Genomic DNA, 17,957 nt, shown 5'->3' with positions numbered 1-17,957 from the left:
ACTAGCCGATGCGCACGATCATCGACGAACCGTTGTCCGCCGGCGCTCTCCAGGGCGCCGGCAGCGACATCCGTAACCGCGATTTTCTGGCCGATGCCGAAAACATTCCCGACGCGTCGATCGATCTGATCGTCGTGGACCCGCCCTATGGCCTGGGCAAGGATTACGGGAACGACTCGGACATGCTGTCCGGCGACGCTTTTCTGGAGTGGACGTTTCGCTGGCTCGATCTGGCGATCCCCAAGCTCAAGTCCAGCGGTTCGCTGTACATTTTTTGCACGTGGCAATATTCGCCCGAACTGTTCGTGTTCCTGAAACGCCGTCTTTTGATGATCAACGAGATCGTCTGGGACCGGCGCGTACCGAGCATGGGCGGAACGACGCGCAAATTTACGTCAGTGCATGACAACATCGGCTATTTCGCGGTATCGAAGGATTACTACTTCGATCTCGATCCGGTGCGCATCCCCTACGACGCAGAGACGAAAAAGGCGCGTTCGCGCAAGATTTTCGAAGGCAGCAAGTGGCTCGAGCTCGGCTATAACCCGAAGGATGTCTGGTCCGTGTCGCGTCTGCACAGGCAGCACGCGGAGCGAGTCGATCATCCGACGCAGAAGCCGCTCGAAATCGTCGAACGCATGGTGCTGGCGAGTTGTCCGCCGGGCGGCCGCGTGCTGGACCCGTTCATGGGCAGCGGCACGACGGGTGTCGCATGTGCGCGTCACGGCCGGCAGTTCACGGGTTACGAGATCAACGCGGACTACTGCGCGATCGCTGAAGCCCGGATCGCCGAGGCGCGGGCCGCGAAACTCGCCCCGCAGACCCCGGAACGCACGCGTCGCAAGACGCTAATGGCGGCCGACGCCACGGCGCAAACTGCCGAATAAAGCCTTTTTCGTTGCTGATCGCGTCAGATGCGTGCGAAAGCATCGGCGCCAACGAATCCGAAGCGAGAAATCTCATGTCCCGTATCAAGAACACTTTTGCGGCATTGACCGCGCAGGGCAGGAAAGGGCTGATCCCGTTCATCACGGCGGGCGACCCGAATCCGGAACAGACCGTCGAGTTCATGCACGCGCTGGCCAAGGGCGGCGCGGATGTCATCGAACTCGGTGTGCCGTTTTCCGATCCGATGGCCGATGGCCCCGTCATTCAGCGCTCGTCGGAGCGGGCGCTCGCACGCGGCGTGACGCTCAAGAGCGTGCTGGCCGATGTCGCGCGCTTCCGCGAAACCGACGACAAGACGCCCGTCGTGCTGATGGGCTACGCGAATCCGATCGAGCGCATGGGCGCCGACGCCTTCGCGAAAGCCGCGAAGGAAGCGGGCGTCGATGGCGTGCTGGTCGTCGATTACCCGCCCGAGGAAGCCGAAGACTTCGGCGCGGCGATGCGGGCCGCAGGCATCGATCCGATCTTCCTGCTCGCGCCGACTTCCACGGACGATCGCATCGCGGCGGTCGGCAAGATCGCGAGCGGCTACGTCTATTACGTATCGCTGAAAGGCGTGACCGGCGCGGCAAATCTGGACGTTTCCAGCATCGCGAGTAAAATCCCGGCCATCAAGTCGCACGTGCCCCTGCCGGTCGGCGTCGGTTTCGGCATTCGCGACGCTCAAACCGCACGTGCCGTCGCCGATGTCGCGGACGCCGTGGTCATCGGCAGCCGCCTCGTGCAATTGCTCGAGGACGCGAAGCCGGACGCCGCGGCCGCGTCGCTGACGAGCTTCATCGCCGAAATTCGTCAGGCGCTCGACGCCGCACAGTAAAATACGCGCCGCCGCGGGCCGCTCGATTTTGAGCGCCGCGCGGCGCCCCGATCAGTCAAGGAAAAACGATGAGCTGGCTCGACAAACTGCTGCCGCCCAAGATCAAGCAAACGGATCCCAAAAGCCGCAAGGGCATTCCCGAAGGGCTGTGGGTGAAGTGCCCGGCGTGCGAGGCAGTGCTGTATCGCAACGACGTCGAGGCGAACCTGCACGTTTGCCCGAAGTGCAGCCATCACATGCGCATCGGCGCGCGCGAGCGGCTCGATCGCCTGCTCGATCCGGAAGGCCGTTACGAGATCGGCCAGGAAGTCGTGCCGGTCGACGCGCTCAAGTTCAAGGACAGCCGCAAGTATCCGGACCGCATCAAGGAAGCGATGGAGGATACCGACGAGACCGACGCGATGGTCGTCATGGGCGGCGCGATCCATACCATTCCGTGCGTGGTCGCGTGCTTCGAATTCTCGTTCATGGGCGGCTCGATGGGCTCGGTCGTCGGCGAGCGCTTCGTGCGCGGCGCGCGCAACGCGCTGGAACAGAACGTGCCGTTCATCTGCTTCACGGCGTCGGGCGGCGCGCGCATGCAGGAGAGCCTGCTTTCGCTGATGCAGATGGCCAAGACCACGGCGCTCCTGACGCGGTTGTCGGACGCGAAGCTGCCGTTCATCTCCGTGCTGACCGATCCGACGATGGGCGGCGTCTCCGCGAGTTTCGCCTTCCTCGGCGATGTCGTGATCGCCGAGCCGAAAGCGCTGATCGGCTTCGCAGGCCCGCGCGTGATCGAGCAGACCGTGCGCGAAAAGTTGCCCGAGGGTTTCCAGCGCGCAGAATTCCTGATGCAAAAGGGCGCGGTCGATATGATCGTGGATCGCCGCAAGATGCGCGAAGAAATCGCCCAGTTGATGGCTTTGATGACGCGGCAGCCGGCGGATTCCGTCGCCTGAGTATCCGCTACGCAGCGCCGCGCCGCGCGTGAACCCCGCGAGGTTCCGCGCGGCGCTTTTGCTTTCTTGATCTCGAAAATGAACACTTTCCCCACTCTCGACGCCTGGCTTGCCCATCTGGAAGCGGCGCACCCGGTCGGCATCGACATGGGCCTCACGCGCATCGGGCGCGTGAAGGACGCACTGGGCCTCTCGTTCGCATGCCCGGTGATCACGGTCGGCGGCACGAACGGCAAAGGCTCGACGTGCGCGATCATCGAAACGATTCTGCTGCGCGCGGGTTATCGCGTCGGTTGCCATACGTCACCGCATCTGCTGTCGTTCAACGAGCGTGCGCGCATCGACGGCGCAGAAGCGACCGACGCCGATCTGCTCGAGCACTTCGAAGCCGTGGAAAAGGCGCGCGCAAGCCTTGCAGAGCCGGTTTCGCTGACTTACTTCGAATTCACGACGCTGGCGATCCTGCATCTCTTCGCGTCGCGCGGACTAGATGCGGTCATTCTCGAGGTGGGGCTCGGCGGGCGGCTCGACGCCGTCAATATCGTCGATACGGATTGCGCGGTTATCACGAGCATCGATATCGACCATACGGACTATCTCGGCGATACGCGCGAGAAAATCGGTTTCGAAAAGGCGGGCATCTTCCGCGCGGGCAAGCCCGCGATTTGCGGCGATCCGTCCGCGCCGCAAAGCCTGATCGATCACGCCGAAGCGATCGGCGCGGACCTGTGGCTCGTCGGGCGCGATTTCCGCTATGAGGCGCAACCGGGCAACGAGCGGCAGCAATGGAGCTATATTGGGCGCGAGCAGCGGCGCTCGGCGCTGGCGTATCCGGCGCTGCGCGGCGCGAATCAGCTGATCAACACGTCGGCGGCGCTGGCGGCGCTCGAAGCGCTGCGCGATCGTCTGCCGGTATCGGCGCAGGACATTCGTCTCGGGCTGGCGAATGTGGAACTGGCGGGGCGCTTCCAGGTGCTGCCGGGCAAGCCGCAGATCATCCTGGACGTGGCGCACAATCCTCACGCTGCGGCGGTTTTGGCGCAAAATCTCGGCAACATGGGCTATTTTCCGTACACCTACGCGGTGTTCGGCGCGATGAGCGACAAGGACATCGAAGGCGTCGTGAAGCATCTGAAAAGCGAGATCGACCATTGGAACGTAACGGCATTGCCGACGCCACGTGCGGCCTCGGCGGAGCATCTGGAACACGCGTTGCGCGAGTCCGGTGTCAACGACGGCCCCGATAGCAGCGTTTCTCGCTTCGAAACGCCTGCGGCAGCTTTTCAAGATGCGTTAAGCCGGGCGTCTGAAAATGATAGAATTTTGGTTTTCGGCAGTTTCTACACGGTAGCCGGCGTGATGGCTTACCGCAAATCGCAGCATCACTGAGACGGGCGGCCGTCAGCACCAAGCGTACATGGGACTCTTTTCGTTCGGCAAGAAAGACGACTCCGGTCGCGACGCACAATCCGATTCCTCGCGCGGCTCGCGTCACACCGTCCGCACGGAGCGCCGCACGCGCAGAACCGACCGAAGCGAGCGCCCCGCCGCCGACGCGATGATGCTCGATCCCACGCTTCCCGAGAAACAGCGCGCGCGCCGCAGGCTCGTCGGCGCGATCGCGCTCGTGCTGGCCGCCGTCATCGTCCTGCCGATGGTGCTGGATTCGCGCCCGAAGCCCGTCACCGACGATATTTCCATCGACATTCCGAACCGTCCGTCGCCCGCCGCGAAGCAGTCGCGCGACACGACCGACGCTGACTCGCAAGCCGGCGTCGCGCATGAAGCGCCGGCGGCCGCATCGGGCAATGTCGCCGCGGGCGTGACGCAGCCTCAGCCCGCCGCTCCAGCAGCGACGGCGCAGGCGAAGCCCGAACCGAAAGAACAACCCAAGCCCGAAGCGAAGCCTTCGGCCTCGAAGCCCACCGCTGTCGCGAGCCAGAACGCGAAGCCGCAGGCCGCCGAACCCTCCGAAGAAGCGAACGCGAACGCCGCGGCACATGCAGCGGCGGGCGCTGCGAACACGCCGTCATCGCCGGCCGGCAGCCGCTTCGTGCTGCAGATCGGCCAGTTCGACGACGAAACCGCCGCGCAGAACTGGGTCAACAAGTTGAAGTCCGCGGGCGTGCCCGCATATCTCGAACATCGCAAGCAGTCCGACGGCGGAACCAAGTCGCTGTTGCGCGCCGGCCCGTTCCCGGATCGCGCGTCCGCGCAGGCGGCGCTCGTGAAAGTGCGTCAGGCCGGCCTGGGCGGCGGCACGCGAGCATCGAACTAAGCAGATTCGATGTTCACCGCTTTCGACTATGCCGTGATGGCCGTGATCGGCTTGTCCGCACTGCGCGGCATGTGGCGCGGCCTGCTGGCCGAAGCGTTCGGTCTCGTCGGCTGGGTTGTCGCCATCCTGATCGCCGGGCGCTTCGTCGGGCTCGTCGTGCCCTATATTCCGGCGACGTGGCCGGGCGGCGCGCTCACGCAGTGGCTGGTGGCGTTCGTGATCGTGGTCGCGGCGGTGCTGCTGGTGTCGAGCGTGCTGTCGTCGCTCCTGACGCGCATCACGGAAGTCACCGGGCTGCGCGGCGTGGACCGTTCGCTGGGCCTGCTGTTCGGCCTCGTCAGAGGGGCTATATTGGTAGTGATTCTGGTCGCCCTGGCTGGCTTGACCGAACTGCCGGAAAAGGATTTTTGGCGCAATGCGCTGCTGCGGCCGATGGCCGAGCAAGGCGTGCGCGAACTGAAACCGCTGCTCCCCGATACGCTCGCCGCGTACGTGCACGTCGCTCCTGAACCGAGCGCATTGGCGCCAGGCGCCGCACAATAGACAAACGGCCGGCTACACGAGGAACCCGCGACGGCTCGAAGACGTTTCGCCCCGGCCTCTTTTCGGCCGAATTTCGAGAGAAGCGCCCCTCAGAGCCGGGCAACGCCTTGTCTACCTGTTTCGACTCTTTGAAGGACCATGCCATGTGCGGCATCGTAGGTGTAGTTTCCCAAAGTCCCGTCAATCAGCTGATCTATGACAGCCTGCTCCTGCTCCAGCATCGCGGACAGGACGCGGCCGGCATCGCCACGGCGGACGGCAACAACTTCCACATGCACAAGGCCAACGGCATGGTGCGCGACGTGTTCCGCACGCGCAACATGCGCAGCCTGCCGGGCAACGTCGGTATCGGCCAGGTGCGCTATCCGACCGCCGGTTCAGCATCGAGCGAAGAAGAAGCGCAGCCGTTCTACGTGAACGCGCCGTTCGGCATCATCCTCGCGCATAACGGCAACCTCACGAACTGGATGCAGCTGAAGGACGAGATGTTCCGCATCGACCGCCGGCACATCAACACCGCATCCGACACCGAAGTGCTGCTCAACGTGTTCGCGCATGAACTGCAGCTCGCGAGCTCGGGTCTGCAACTCGATGCCGCCGCGCTGTGGAAGGCGGTCACGGGCGTGCATCGCCGTGTGAAGGGCTCATACGCGATCGTCTCGCTGATCGCGGGCTACGGCCTCGTAGCCTTCCGCGATCCGTTCGGCATTCGCCCGCTCGTGCTGGGCAAGATGGAAACCGCGACGGGCGTCGAGTGGATGGTGGCGTCGGAATCGGTGGCGATCGAAGGGATCGGTTTCGAGTTCGTGCGCGACGTCGAACCGGGCGAGGCGATTTTCATCGACGCCGAAGGCAATCTGCACAACCACCAATGCGCGGACAAGCCGGCGCTCAATCCCTGCATCTTCGAACTCGTGTATCTCGCGCGTCCGGACTCGTGCCTCGACGGCGTGCCGGTCTACAACGCGCGCCTGCGCATGGGCGACTATCTCGCCGAAAAGATCAAGCGCGTGTTGCCCGACGTGCCGATCGACGTCGTGATGCCGATTCCCGATTCGTCGCGCCCGGCCGCGATGCAGGTCGCGGCGAAGCTCGGCGTGGAGTATCGCGAAGGCTTCTTCAAGAATCGCTACGTGGGCCGCACCTTCATCATGCCGGGTCAGGCGGTGCGTAAGAAATCGGTGCGCCAGAAGCTGAACGCGATGGCCATCGAGTTCAAGGGCAAGAACGTGCTAATCGTCGACGATTCGATCGTGCGCGGCACGACCTCGCATGAAATCGTGCAGATGGCCCGCGATGCAGGCGCGAACAAGGTGATTTTCGCGTCCGCCGCGCCGCCGGTGAAGTTCCCGAACGTGTACGGCATCGACATGCCGACGCGCGGCGAACTCGTCGCGCATGGCCGCAGCGATGAAGAAGTGGCGCGCATGATCGGCGCGGACTATCTCGTCTATCAGGACGTCGAAGACCTGAAGAGCGCGATCCGCGACATCAATCCGAACCTGCACGAATTCGAGGCCTCGTGCTTCGACGGCAACTACATCACCGGCGATGTGACGACCGATTATCTCGATCGCATCGAGACCGCGCGTCTCGCGCCGCAATCGCAGTCGGATCGCGATGCGGCGAGCGAAGCGCAGGAAGGCGGTATGACGCGTTCGCAATTGCATCTGCAGCTATCGGTCGAGTAAATCTTCGGCGCTTCCTGAAAGCCCGCTTCGTCTGCAAGGACCAAGCGGGCTTTTTTGCGTCGCGAGCCTGAAACACAAGGGAGAAAAGAACATGGACGACAACCTGAGCTTCGATACGCTCGCCGTGCGCGCCGGCACCTTGCGCAGCGAATTCAATGAGCATGCCGAAGCATTGTTCCTCACGTCGAGCTTCTGCTTTTCGAGCGCCGCCGAAGCCGCCGAGCGCTTCAGGAACGCGGAAGAGGCATACACGTATTCGCGCTTCACCAATCCCACCGTCACGATGTTCCAGAACCGTCTCGCCGCGCTCGAAGGCGGCGAAGCGTGCATGGCGACGGCATCGGGCATGTCGGCGATATTGTCGGTCGTGATGGCGTCGATGCAGCAGGGCGATCACATCGTCAGTTCGAAGAGCCTGTTCGGCTCGACGATCGGCATGTTCACGACGATCTTCCCGAAGTTCGGCATCACGACGACGTTCGTCGATCCGACGATGCCCGACGAATGGCAGGCGGCCGTGAAGCCCGAGACGAAGATGTTCTTCTTGGAGACGCCGTCGAATCCGTTGACGGAGATCGCCGATATCGAAGCGATCGGTCGGATTGCGAAGCAGAACGGCGCGCTCTTCGTCGTCGATAACTGTTTCTGCAGCCCCGCGCTACAGCAGCCGTTGAAACTCGGCGCGGACGTCGTCATGCATTCGGCAACGAAGTTTCTCGATGGTCAGGGCCGCGTGCTCGGCGGCGCGCTCGTCGGCACGAAGCGCTTCATCATGGAGACGGTCTTTCCGTTCGTGCGCAGCGCCGGCCCGACGATGTCCGCGTTCAATGCATGGGTGTTGCTGAAGGGCATAGAGACGCTTGCGCTGCGCGTCGGGAAGCAGTCGGCGAACGCGCTCGAGATTGCGCGCTGGCTCGAAGCGCATCCTGCGGTGAATCGCGTGTTCTATCCGGGGCTCGAATCGCATCCGCAACACGCGATTGCGATGAAGCAGCAAAAGGCGGGCGGCGCGATCGTATCGTTCGAACTGAAGGGCGGCACGCAGGAGGAGCAGCGCGCGAACGCATGGCGCGTGATCGATGGCACGAAGCTGTGCTCGATCACCGGCAATCTCGGCGACACGCGCACGACAATCACGCATCCTTCGACGACGACGCATGGCCGTCTCGCACCCGAAGTGCGCGAAGCGGCAGGCATACGCGAAGGCTTGATTCGTCTTGCCGTCGGGCTGGAAGATCCCGAAGACATTCGCGCCGACCTGGCGCGCGGGCTCAACGCCTGAAGCCGCCGCTGCGCCATTGCCCCGGCGCGATGCCGAAGCGCTTCGAGAACGCATGCGTGAACGCGCTTTGATCGGCGAAGCCGATATCGAGCGCAATATCGGTGAGGGTTGCGCGCGGATCGGCGAGCAGCGTGAGCGCGGTATCGAGCCGCAAGCGATGCAGATAGCGATGCGGCGTCTCGCCGAACGCTTCGTTGAAGAGCTGATGAAAGCGGCGCATGCCGAAGCCGCAATGCGCGGCGAGATCGGCGATACGCAGCGGCTCCGACAGATGCAGACGCAGCCACCGGTCGATGCGCGCGAAGTCGAGACCGCGCATCGCATCGACGGCGTCGTCCGTGTCGTGCATCAGCGCGCCGCACAGATGTGCGGCGACTTGCCATGCGAAGCGATGAGTCAGGTGCGGATCGTCGGCATGCGTGCGCCGCGCGACATCGGCGACGAGCTGCGTAACGCGCGGATCGATATGAATGGCGCGCGCCCGCTCGAAATAGCGCTCGGGCACAGCGACGGACGCCGCCGGCAGATCGAGCACGAGCTGGCGATTGTCGCCCTCCGCCCAATAGTCGTGACGCGCGCCCGCCGGAATGATCCACGCACCGCTGCAATCGATGCGCGCGCCGTTGCCATCGACGGCCATTTCCATCGAGCCGTCGAGGCCCAGCACGATCTGATGAAAGTCGTGCACGTCCGACGCCTGCGCCGTTTCATAACGGCGCAGCGACACGGCAGGACGATGCAGCGGCGCGCTCATGCAGGCAAGGCTCGGACGTTCAGACGCTCAGACGTCCAGCAGTTCCACTTCGAACACGAGCGTCGCGTTCGGCGGAATCACGCCGCCTGCGCCGCGCGCGCCGTAGCCGAGTTGCGGCGGAATCGTGAGACGGCGCACGCCGCCCACTTTCATACCCTGAACGCCTTCGTCCCAGCCCTTGATGACCATGCCGCCGCCGAGCACGAAGGCGAACGGGTCGTTGCGGTCCTTGCTCGAATCGAATTTCTGGCCGTCCGTGAGCCAGCCCGTGTAATGCACGCTGACCGTTTTGCCTGCGACGGCTTCGGCGCCATCGCCAACGGTGACGTCTTCGTACTTGAGACCGGAATCGGTCGTGACAATCGACATGGTTGCTCCCTGGTTGATCGAAAGCGTCATTGTAGAACGATGCAGGGAAGCGGCGGGGCGTGCCGATGTCGACGTGACCTCACAGATGACGCCCATGCGCACCGAAGCGCGAGCCGATGCGCGTCCCGATCTCCGGCCGTACATGCCTGCCGATCGCCGTGCCGATCGACGCGCCGTCCTGCGGTCCCTGCATCGCGGCGGCGGCGGCCGTGTCGCCGACTTGCTGCCGCGCGAGCTTCAACGCACGCACGCGCACGTAAGCCATCGCGACCAGCGTCCACGGCGCGAGATACGCGAACTCGGGCACGGAGACCATCATCATCGTCCAGGTCGCCACGCAGCACTGGCGCAGCGCCATGCCGCGCGGGTCCCAGTCGAGCTTGAATGCGGGAAAGAGCATCAGTCCGCTGATGAACAGCGTGCCGACGACGCCCGTATTGACTAGCAGCGTCGAGAAGAGGTCAGTCGAGCGGACGTAGCCGAAGCCGATGCCGAAGAGCTGATTGAGCGGCGCCGCGTGGAACCACAGGCGCATCGAATCGAGGAACAGCAGCATGCGGCCCGAGCCGGACTCGTTCTTTTGCTCGAGCTTGTCCAGCACCATCTGCTGGAAGAGATCGACGATGTAGTCCTGCAGAAGATACGCGATCACGCATAGCACGAAGAGGCCGATCAGCGCCTTGACCGGATTGATGCCGAGCTTGCGCATGCGGATGAGCGAGTACACCGCATAGCCGATCAGCACCGTCGAGGACGTGCTCATGAGGAGCGAAAGGGCGATGACCCAAACAGGCCAGCGCAGGCGCGAGGTCGCGTTGAAATAAATCCAGAACGGGAAGATGGACATCGCGTACATCGACGGCTCGCCGGTCAGAGCTTTCAGCCGCTGGATCGGAAAGCCCTTGATATCGATCTGCTGGAACGAGCTGCCGTTCACGGTGCCGTCCGAGCGCACGATGCCTTTGCCGAACTGATCGCCGAACGCGCGGTTCGAGATGAAGTCGCCCGGTTGCCCCGTCACGATGTAGTACGCCACTTCGAACATGCCATAGAGCGCGAACAGCGTGACGGCCGCGAGAAGCCACTGGTCCCACGTCGGCTTGTAGTAGTGGTACACGTACGCCGCATACAGCACGACCGCCGCTACATACGCCGACTGCGTGAACATGCTCTTGCGCATGAGGAACGTGAAGGGGTCCTTGTCGTCGACGAGCACGATCTTGCTGAAGTCGGGATCGAAGGGCGCCATCACGTCCGCGAACTGCGAGGTGCAGAACATGATCACCCACACGACGATTGCCGCGAACACGAAATGCATCCAGTTCTTGCGCGCGCGGCCGCCGAACAGCAGCACGAGCGGCACGGAGAGGAAGCACATCAGATAGCCGATCGTCGTGCCCTGAATCGATGGCATGACGAGAAACGACGTCACCGGCATCGCGAAGGCCCAGATTCTGTAGTAGAGGTCGGTCAGCGCCGCTTTTTCTTTCATCGTCGAAGGTTGAATGCGCCCGGTCGAGGCCGGGCTGTCGGTCGTTATCGGTATGGGATCGCGCCAGGACGAAGCAAACACTACGCCTGCCGGCCCGCGAGGCCCGTATAGCGCTGAATGAAAGGCTCAACGCGAAATGAAGGTGCGCGCATCGAATCCCGGTTCGCCGAGATAGACGTAGCCGCCGATCGCGAGCAGCGCGAGTATGACGACCACGACCGCTCTCACGGGCGCGCGCGCCAGCTTCCGCGGGCGCCGATAAGCGCAATGCGGACACACGGAGCATTGCGCCGCCAGTTGTCTGCGGCAGCGCGGGCATTGCACGAGCCGATGTCTGAAGGAAAAGCGTCCGCTCATATGCGTCTCTTTCCTCGATCCGGTTGCGGCGAAGTGCGCCGAAGTCCCGTGATGCATCCTGGCGAAACGAAGATGCATGCCGACCCGCACCAGCGTTACAACGTTGAACGCCGCGTGACGTGCACGCGGCGCGATTCATCGGAACAGTGCGCGCATCGGTGCGCGCACGACGTCAATTCATCGACTTGAACGTGCTCGTATAAGCCGCCGCATAACCGTAGCTGCGGCGATTGCTCGGGCGTCGCGGAATCGCGTTGAAGACCGAGCCGACGAGCCTGCCGCCCGCGCGCTGCACCTTCTTCACGGTTTCCTCGATCTCTTCCTCGCTCTGGATGCCCGAACGCAGCACGAGCACCGTTGAGCCCGCATCGCTCGCGACGATCGCCGCATCGGTCACGACAAGGAACGGCGGCGTATCCAACAGCACCAGATCGAACTGATCGCTCATGCGCGCCAGCATGTTGCGAAAGCCCGGCATCATCAGAAGCTCTGACGGATTCTCCGGATATACGCCGCACGAGATGAACGAGAGGCCCGGCACGCCGACATAGCGGATCGCGTCGCCCAGCGCCATTTCGCCCTTCAGCACTTCGGAGAGACCGCCCGGATTCGACTGCTTGAAGAACGATGCGATGTGGCCGCGCCGCATGTCGCCATCGATCAGAAGCACGCGCAGACCGATCTCCGCGAGCAGCACCGACAGATTCGCCGCGACGAAGCTCTTGCCCGCCGAAGGAATCGGGCCTGTCAGCATCACGATATTGTTCGGCGCATTGGCGAGATCGCGATACAGCTCCGTGCGGACCGCGCGCAGCGCTTCGATCGCCGGATCGTGCGGATAACGCGTCGCGAGCACGCGCGCATCGCGATCGGTGTCGGCGACGTGCGGCATCGCGAATGCGTCATGCTCCGGCAGCTCGATGTGAGGCAGCGCTCTCGGCGCACCGCCGCTCTCTGCGCCGGAGTAGGTGAGCGGCGCATGCTCCACCGGGGACACGGCAATCTCGTGATCGAGCATAGCCTGCTGGCGGCTATAGAGCACTTCACCGAGCACGGGCACCGAGAGACGGCGCTCGACGAACATCGGATCGGTGACGCCGATCATCGCGTGGCGACGCAGGAAAATGAAGAACGTGCCGATGAAAAAGCCAAGACCCGTACCCGCGACGATCACGAGCGACTTGTTCGGCTTCACCGGACGATACGGGCGCAGCGCGTTATCGACGATATGTGCGCCGCCGCTCGTGCTCGCACGGCGCACGGAGAGTTCCTGCGCCTTGTTCACCATGCCCATGTAGATGGTTTCCGCGACGCGCGCGTCACGTGTGAGCGTCGCGCTCTGGCGCTCGGATGCGGGCATGCTGTCGAAGCGCTGCTGAATCTGCTTGTTCGATGCTTCGAGCTCGGCGATCTGCTGATCGAGATTGACCACTTGCGGGCTGCTGGGCTGGAAGCGCTGCAGGGCTTGCGTGCGTTGCAGCTTCAGCGTCGCGAGTTGCTGCATCGACACGATGCTGCCTTGCAGATAAGCCTGCGCTTCGGGGATCGGCTGCACCGACTGCGACTTCGCGCGGAATGCGCTGAGGTTGCCTTCCGCCGTCTTCAGGTCGCGTTCGAGCCGCGGCAATTCTCCGCGAATGAATTCGAGCGTCTTCGTGTCATTCGCCTGACGCGCCTGCACCGCGGCGGTCAGATACGCCTGGCCGAGCGCGTTCGCGACATCGGCGGTGAGCGCGGGATCGTCGGCGTTGAAGGTGATCTGTACGACGCCCGTGTCCTTCGCGGACTCGGCGACCTTCATCGTATTCTTCATGAGCGCGATGGCGTCGAGCGTGTTCAGGCGCGTCACGTCGAAGTGCACGCCCGGATGACCGGTCGCGCCATTTACGAGGATGGACACGCCGTTCGCCGTGGCCGGTCGGCCGATCGTGCCACGCAGGATCATCTCGCCGTCGGGGTCGCGCAGCTCGTACTGGTTGTTGTCGAGCAGAACGAGATCGAGCTTCTGGTCTTCGAGCGCGGGCGGCACATCGAGCCGGCCGAGCTGAAGTTGCTCGCCGCCCCATCCGTATGCATCGAGGCCGAACCATGCAGGCGCGAGGTGCCCCTTCTTCGCGAACACCTCCGCGATCTGGCCGAGCACGGGGAACGTTTTGGGCTTGACCTTGATGTCGAAGTGGAACTGCTTGACGACGGGCTCGAGCACCGAGCGGCTCTGCATCACGGAGATTTCCGCGGGCGCGAGCTGATTGACCGTCGGTAGCGACTGCCCCATCTGCATCTGGCTTTGCGGCGCGATGCCGAGCGCGTTCGGATCGGGAGGATCCACGCGAACGACCACGTCCGACGAATAAATGGGCCTGGCAAGAAATGCATACGCGGTCGCAAGCGCGGCCGCGATTCCTATGAACAGGAAGAGCATGCCAAGGTGATCGCGCAGGAGCCTGAGCATGTCGCTCGCGGTGAATTCACCGTCGTCCTTGCCTGGGCGCGAAGGTCCGTTGTTCACATAGAGGGTGTTCAAAGGCGCCGTCCTCAGTTCGATAAATTGAGCGTTGTGTCCGGGCTGCGATAAAGCAGAGTGCCCGCGCGGCATGTCCGCGCTACGTCTCATGTGTTGTTGATGCGGCGCATGGCCGGCGGAGCTTCCAGACTAAAGACGCGAGAGGCTTTCGAAAAAACGAGCGAAGTGCACGATGCTTCGAGGTCGCAAGACGGAGCGCGTCGGCTCGTCGGAGTGCGATCTATCTCTGAAGCACACTCCGTGCCTCGGAACCGCGTCTGTTGGATTCGGCAGATGAAACTCGCGAATCCCGTTCGAGTCGCTTGTCATCAAACGATACGATACGCCTGGAAAAAATAGCGTCAAACCTATCTTCCGGTCGCGAAGTGCTTGCGTCTGTTAAGTACCGAACGTTCGAGGACCGGAAAGTGCCGGAACGCCGCTTGCGGAACACTCTTTTCGCGCGATAATCATCGGTTTCGTACGCGCTATTTTCGTCGTACAAATTCATTTGGTGTCTTATGGCATCGGGTTCGCCTTGATGAAATCGCGCACCGTATCGAAGCGCCCCTTGCGGGTTTTACCGTCGTCATTGATTACGCCGTAGTTGCCATCGCCGCCATAGCGCTGGTCGTCGTATAGCTCGTACAGCGTCACGTTCTGGATGTTGTAAGTCTTCGCCAGCGAGACGAATCCTTTCAACGCTTCCTTGCCGACGAGATAGCCCGCCGGGTCCGCATGATCCGGCCGCACGCCGTACTCCGTGATCCAGATGGGCTTGCCATAGCTGTCGCGCAGGCGTTCAAGCACGTTGGCCTTCTTGTCGCCCGCCGCGGTGATCGAGCCCATGTTCGAATACCAGTGCCATGCGGTGATGTCCCATTGCGGAATCGGATGGCCCTTCGTGCCGTCGGGCTGCGTACCGGCATACAGCATGTCGGTGAAGCCGTAATGAAGCCAGCTGAACGATGTCAGCAGGATCTTCGCGTCGGGATTCGCTTCGCGTATGCCCTTGATCAAGCCGAGGATCGAGCCGCGCGCCTTCATGAACATCGCGTTGTCGTAGTCCTTCGGATGTTCGCCGCTGCGGTCCGAACCAAGTATCGTCCAGTTGTCGTACTCGTTGCCAACTTGATAGTAAGTGACGAGGCCTTTGAGCACGCGTCCGGCGGTCTTGCCGAGCGCATAGCCGCGTTCGAAGGTTTCCTGCTCGTTCGCGCGCTTCTGCGGTTCGAAAGGCGTGACGAGCGCAAGTACGCCGATGCACTGCTTCGCCGCCGCGCGCGCGAAATCCGCGACCATGTTGGCGCTTTCCTCATTCGATACATCTTGCGCGTACATCGTGACACCGAGGTCGCGCAGTTGTGAAATCTGCAAGTCGTAACCACTCATGCGATACGCGCCGCGATGCTCCAGATGTCCCGCGATGCCATAGAACACGCTCGCCGATCCTTTGGCGCAAGCAATCTTCGGCGTCGCACTCGTCGCGTCAGTTTTCGACGTGGACGAACCGCTGCTGTGATATGCGTCGGATGTGCCACTGCGCGCGAAGATCAACACGGAGGCGCACAGCAGCGCGCCAAAGACGGATAGTGCGGCCAACCAGGTTCGCATCGATGTTCGGCCCCGTGAAAGTGCGCGCCGTTACTTCGCCAGCACGTCGGAATGTTGATGGGTCGCGCCCGCACCCGCGCCGCGCGCTCCGCCTGCGCCGCCCGCATGCAGCAGGACGTTCTGTGCCTGCGCATCAAAGACTTCGCGCGAGAAGCGGCGTCGGAACTCGCCGGCCAGCGCGGCAAGCGGAACATCGCGCGCCGCGAAGATGCGCTCGACGAACGCCTCGTGGTCGTGCGCGGGAAACAGCATCGCGTCCGGCAGATACGAATCGAGCCCCGACACGCGCGATACGACGATAGGCCGTTGCGCAAGCACCGCTTCGATCATCACGAGCGGCACGCCTTCATACGCGGAAGGCAAGACGAGCGCATCGCTCGCGACGATGTAAGGCAGCACGTCCTTCTTCGGACCGACCATGCGCACGCACGCGGACAACGTCGGGCTCGCATCGATCATGTCCTGCAGACGCGCGGCGTCCGGCCCTTCGCCGACGATCAGCACGAGCGTACGTGCGAATGCATCGGCGTGACGTTCGATCGCCTGCATCAGGAAGTCCTGGCGCTTCTGCTGAAAGTTCAGCCGTCCGACATGCGCGATGATCGTCGTGCCGTCGTCGGGCAGGCCGAGCGCGGCGCGCGCCGCATTCTTCGTGAGCGTCGAGCGGCTGAAGCGATCGTCGACGTAATTCTCGAGGATCATCGTGCGTGCGTTGGGCGCGAGCCGGTTCAGCTTGCTGCACAGATGATCGTTCAACGTCACATACTCGTGCGGCACCCGATACAGCGCGCGCTTGATGAGCCACTTGATCTTGCCGGAGCGGCTGGCGTTGACCGGCGCTTCATCGACGAGCGGCAGATAGCTCACCGTCCTGGTGCGCGCCTGACGCGCGGCGAGGAGGCCCGCGATGCCCGAGGCGATCGTGCCTTGCGCGATCAGCACTTTGTTCAGCCGCAGCGTGCGCAATGTCGCCGCGGTCGCGCGAACCATGCGCAACAGCGTAAAGACGTTGCCATCTATCGATTCGGCTGTGTAGGAAAGACCGATCGTGCCGACTTTCGGATGCGCGCTCGCCAGATCGCTTACATAACGGTACAGCGGCTCGTTCGCCGTCGGCACGAGGATGTGCAAAGCCTCGACGTGCGCGCACTCGACGAGCGCGAGCATGAAGCGCTTGAGCATTTCTTCGTGACCGCCGTTGATACCCGAGTCGCAGTAGATTCCCAACTTCACCAATTTCCCCCTTTCTGCGCCCGGCGGTGCACCTGTCGCGACGCGCGCTTCACGCCTTGTCGATGAACTGCATGAGCAGTCGTGCGCTTTCGGTCCAGCGGAAACGCTCGGCGTGCGCGAGGCCGCGCCGTTTGAGATCCTCGCTCAGTTCAGGCGAGTCGAGCAGCTGGCGCAACTTGCGCGAAATATCTTCGACCGAAAACGGGTCGCAATAGACCGATGCATCGCCACACGTCTCCGGCAGCGCCGCTGCGCGGCCGACGAGCGTCGGACAGCCGTTGCGCATCGCTTCGAGCGGCGGAATTCCGAAACCTTCGTAAATCGAAGGATAGAGGAAGCACGCCGCATGTTGATAGAGTGCTTTAAGTTTTTCGTCGCTCACATAGCCCGCCTGCTTGATGTTAGGCGCGTTCGACAGATCATGCGCCTTGCCGAAGACGGTGGCATTCTTCATACCGACGATCACGAGATCGATCGACGGATCGTTCAGGCGCATGAATGCTTCCACGAGACGCTTGAAGTTCTTCGTCGGATTCATGCTGCTCACGGCGAGCACGTAGCGATTCTTCGTGAGCCCGAGCTCGTCGATCACCGACACGTCCGGCGCGATGTGATCGAGATGGTCCGCGGCGAGCGGCACTACGCCGATGCGTTCTGCCGGCACGCCGACATGGTGCGCAAGCCGGTCGCGCGAGAACACCGAATTGGTCAGCACGCAGCTCGACGTGCGCGCGAGAATCCAGAACATCACGTGATACCACGTGCGGAATTTCCACGAGAAATGCGCGGGCGTATCGAACACCGCGGCGTCGTGCATATAGATGATCTGGTTCGGCCGAAAGATCGAGCCCGAGTTGGAGAGATTCACGATGCGCGAGCGACCGGCGAAGAGCGGCAACACGATCTGCTCCCAGAACACACCCTTGCCGAAGCCGAGTTCCACGGTCTCGACGCCTTGCACGGGATCCAGTCCGCTTTGCGGCGGAACCGCGAGCGTCACGCGCGCGCCTTGCGGCAACTTCACGAGTGCGGCGACGAGTTCTCTCGCGACGCGCTGCACCCCGGTGGTCTTCTGGCTCGTGAATCGGCCGTTATAAACGAACTTGCTGGTGGCGACGGAAGTGTCCATGTGCAG

At 63.0% G+C, this 17,957-nt stretch carries 15 protein-coding genes; 8 read left to right on the top strand and 7 right to left on the bottom strand.

The window, feature by feature from the left end; translation table 11 throughout:
- Nucleotides 1–8: 8 nt before the first annotated feature.
- The 8 genes from AWB74_RS02905 to AWB74_RS02870 all read left to right on the top strand — a co-directional run bounded on the left by AWB74_RS02905 (nucleotide 9) and on the right by AWB74_RS02870 (nucleotide 8,500).
- The gene (locus AWB74_RS02905; RefSeq protein WP_061145201.1) at nucleotides 9–887 is read left to right on the top strand and encodes a DNA-methyltransferase; all 879 of its coding nucleotides are present in this window, start codon (nucleotides 9–11) and stop codon (nucleotides 885–887) included.
- A 74-nt stretch (nucleotides 888–961) separates the two neighbouring features.
- Nucleotides 962–1,765 (top strand): tryptophan synthase subunit alpha, encoded by an 804-nt coding sequence (trpA, locus tag AWB74_RS02900; RefSeq protein WP_061145308.1) that lies wholly within the window; start codon nucleotides 962–964, stop codon nucleotides 1,763–1,765.
- Nucleotides 1,766–1,833: 68 nt separating this feature from the next.
- Complete coding sequence (gene accD / locus AWB74_RS02895; RefSeq protein ID WP_061145200.1) at nucleotides 1,834–2,706, top strand: acetyl-CoA carboxylase, carboxyltransferase subunit beta; 873 nt, start codon at nucleotides 1,834–1,836, stop codon at nucleotides 2,704–2,706.
- A gap of 78 nt (nucleotides 2,707–2,784) precedes the next feature.
- Nucleotides 2,785–4,095: a bifunctional tetrahydrofolate synthase/dihydrofolate synthase gene (gene folC, locus AWB74_RS02890; protein ID WP_061145199.1), complete on the top strand. Its 1,311-nt coding sequence runs from the start codon at nucleotides 2,785–2,787 to the stop codon at nucleotides 4,093–4,095.
- A 28-nt stretch (nucleotides 4,096–4,123) separates the two neighbouring features.
- Nucleotides 4,124–4,984 (top strand): SPOR domain-containing protein, encoded by an 861-nt coding sequence (locus tag AWB74_RS02885; protein ID WP_061145198.1) that lies wholly within the window; start codon nucleotides 4,124–4,126, stop codon nucleotides 4,982–4,984.
- 9 nt (nucleotides 4,985–4,993) lie between these two features.
- A complete protein-coding gene (locus AWB74_RS02880) occupies nucleotides 4,994–5,527 on the top strand; it encodes a CvpA family protein (RefSeq protein WP_061145197.1) in 534 nt (177 codons plus the stop codon).
- A gap of 143 nt (nucleotides 5,528–5,670) precedes the next feature.
- The gene (purF, locus tag AWB74_RS02875) at nucleotides 5,671–7,218 is read left to right on the top strand and encodes an amidophosphoribosyltransferase (RefSeq protein WP_061145196.1); all 1,548 of its coding nucleotides are present in this window, start codon (nucleotides 5,671–5,673) and stop codon (nucleotides 7,216–7,218) included.
- A gap of 91 nt (nucleotides 7,219–7,309) precedes the next feature.
- The gene (locus tag AWB74_RS02870; RefSeq protein ID WP_061145195.1) at nucleotides 7,310–8,500 is read left to right on the top strand and encodes an O-succinylhomoserine sulfhydrylase; all 1,191 of its coding nucleotides are present in this window, start codon (nucleotides 7,310–7,312) and stop codon (nucleotides 8,498–8,500) included.
- Here AWB74_RS02870 and AWB74_RS02865 read toward each other — a convergent pair.
- The 7 genes from AWB74_RS02865 to AWB74_RS02830 all read right to left on the bottom strand — a co-directional run bounded on the left by AWB74_RS02865 (nucleotide 8,490) and on the right by AWB74_RS02830 (nucleotide 17,951).
- Complete coding sequence (locus AWB74_RS02865) at nucleotides 8,490–9,254, bottom strand: AraC family transcriptional regulator (protein ID WP_061145194.1); 765 nt, start codon at nucleotides 9,252–9,254, stop codon at nucleotides 8,490–8,492. The genes AWB74_RS02870 and AWB74_RS02865 overlap by 11 nt on opposite strands.
- Nucleotides 9,255–9,281: 27 nt before the next feature.
- Nucleotides 9,282–9,623: an FKBP-type peptidyl-prolyl cis-trans isomerase gene (locus AWB74_RS02860; RefSeq protein ID WP_061127992.1), complete on the bottom strand. Its 342-nt coding sequence runs from the start codon at nucleotides 9,621–9,623 to the stop codon at nucleotides 9,282–9,284.
- 79 nt (nucleotides 9,624–9,702) lie between these two features.
- Nucleotides 9,703–11,115, bottom strand: a complete 1,413-nt coding sequence (locus AWB74_RS02855; protein WP_061145193.1) for a hypothetical protein — start codon at nucleotides 11,113–11,115, stop codon at nucleotides 9,703–9,705.
- Nucleotides 11,116–11,644: 529 nt separating this feature from the next.
- Nucleotides 11,645–13,996 carry a polysaccharide biosynthesis tyrosine autokinase gene (locus tag AWB74_RS02845; protein WP_087038763.1) on the bottom strand — a complete coding sequence of 784 codons (2,352 nt, stop codon included), beginning with the start codon at nucleotides 13,994–13,996 and terminating at the stop codon, nucleotides 11,645–11,647.
- A gap of 498 nt (nucleotides 13,997–14,494) precedes the next feature.
- A complete protein-coding gene (locus AWB74_RS02840) occupies nucleotides 14,495–15,589 on the bottom strand; it encodes a glycosyl hydrolase (protein WP_061145191.1) in 1,095 nt (364 codons plus the stop codon).
- Between the two features lie 30 nt (nucleotides 15,590–15,619).
- Nucleotides 15,620–16,822 (bottom strand): glycosyltransferase, encoded by a 1,203-nt coding sequence (locus tag AWB74_RS02835; RefSeq protein ID WP_061145190.1) that lies wholly within the window; start codon nucleotides 16,820–16,822, stop codon nucleotides 15,620–15,622.
- Nucleotides 16,823–16,871: 49 nt separating this feature from the next.
- A complete protein-coding gene (locus tag AWB74_RS02830; RefSeq protein WP_061145189.1) occupies nucleotides 16,872–17,951 on the bottom strand; it encodes a glycosyltransferase family 4 protein in 1,080 nt (359 codons plus the stop codon).
- Nucleotides 17,952–17,957 lie beyond the last annotated feature (6 nt).

This window comes from Caballeronia arvi (assembly GCF_001544695.2).
GTDB lineage: Bacteria > Pseudomonadota > Gammaproteobacteria > Burkholderiales > Burkholderiaceae > Caballeronia > Caballeronia arvi.
Note: the sequence above shows the minus strand (reverse complement) of the source record. Positions and strands in the feature narration are given on the sequence as shown.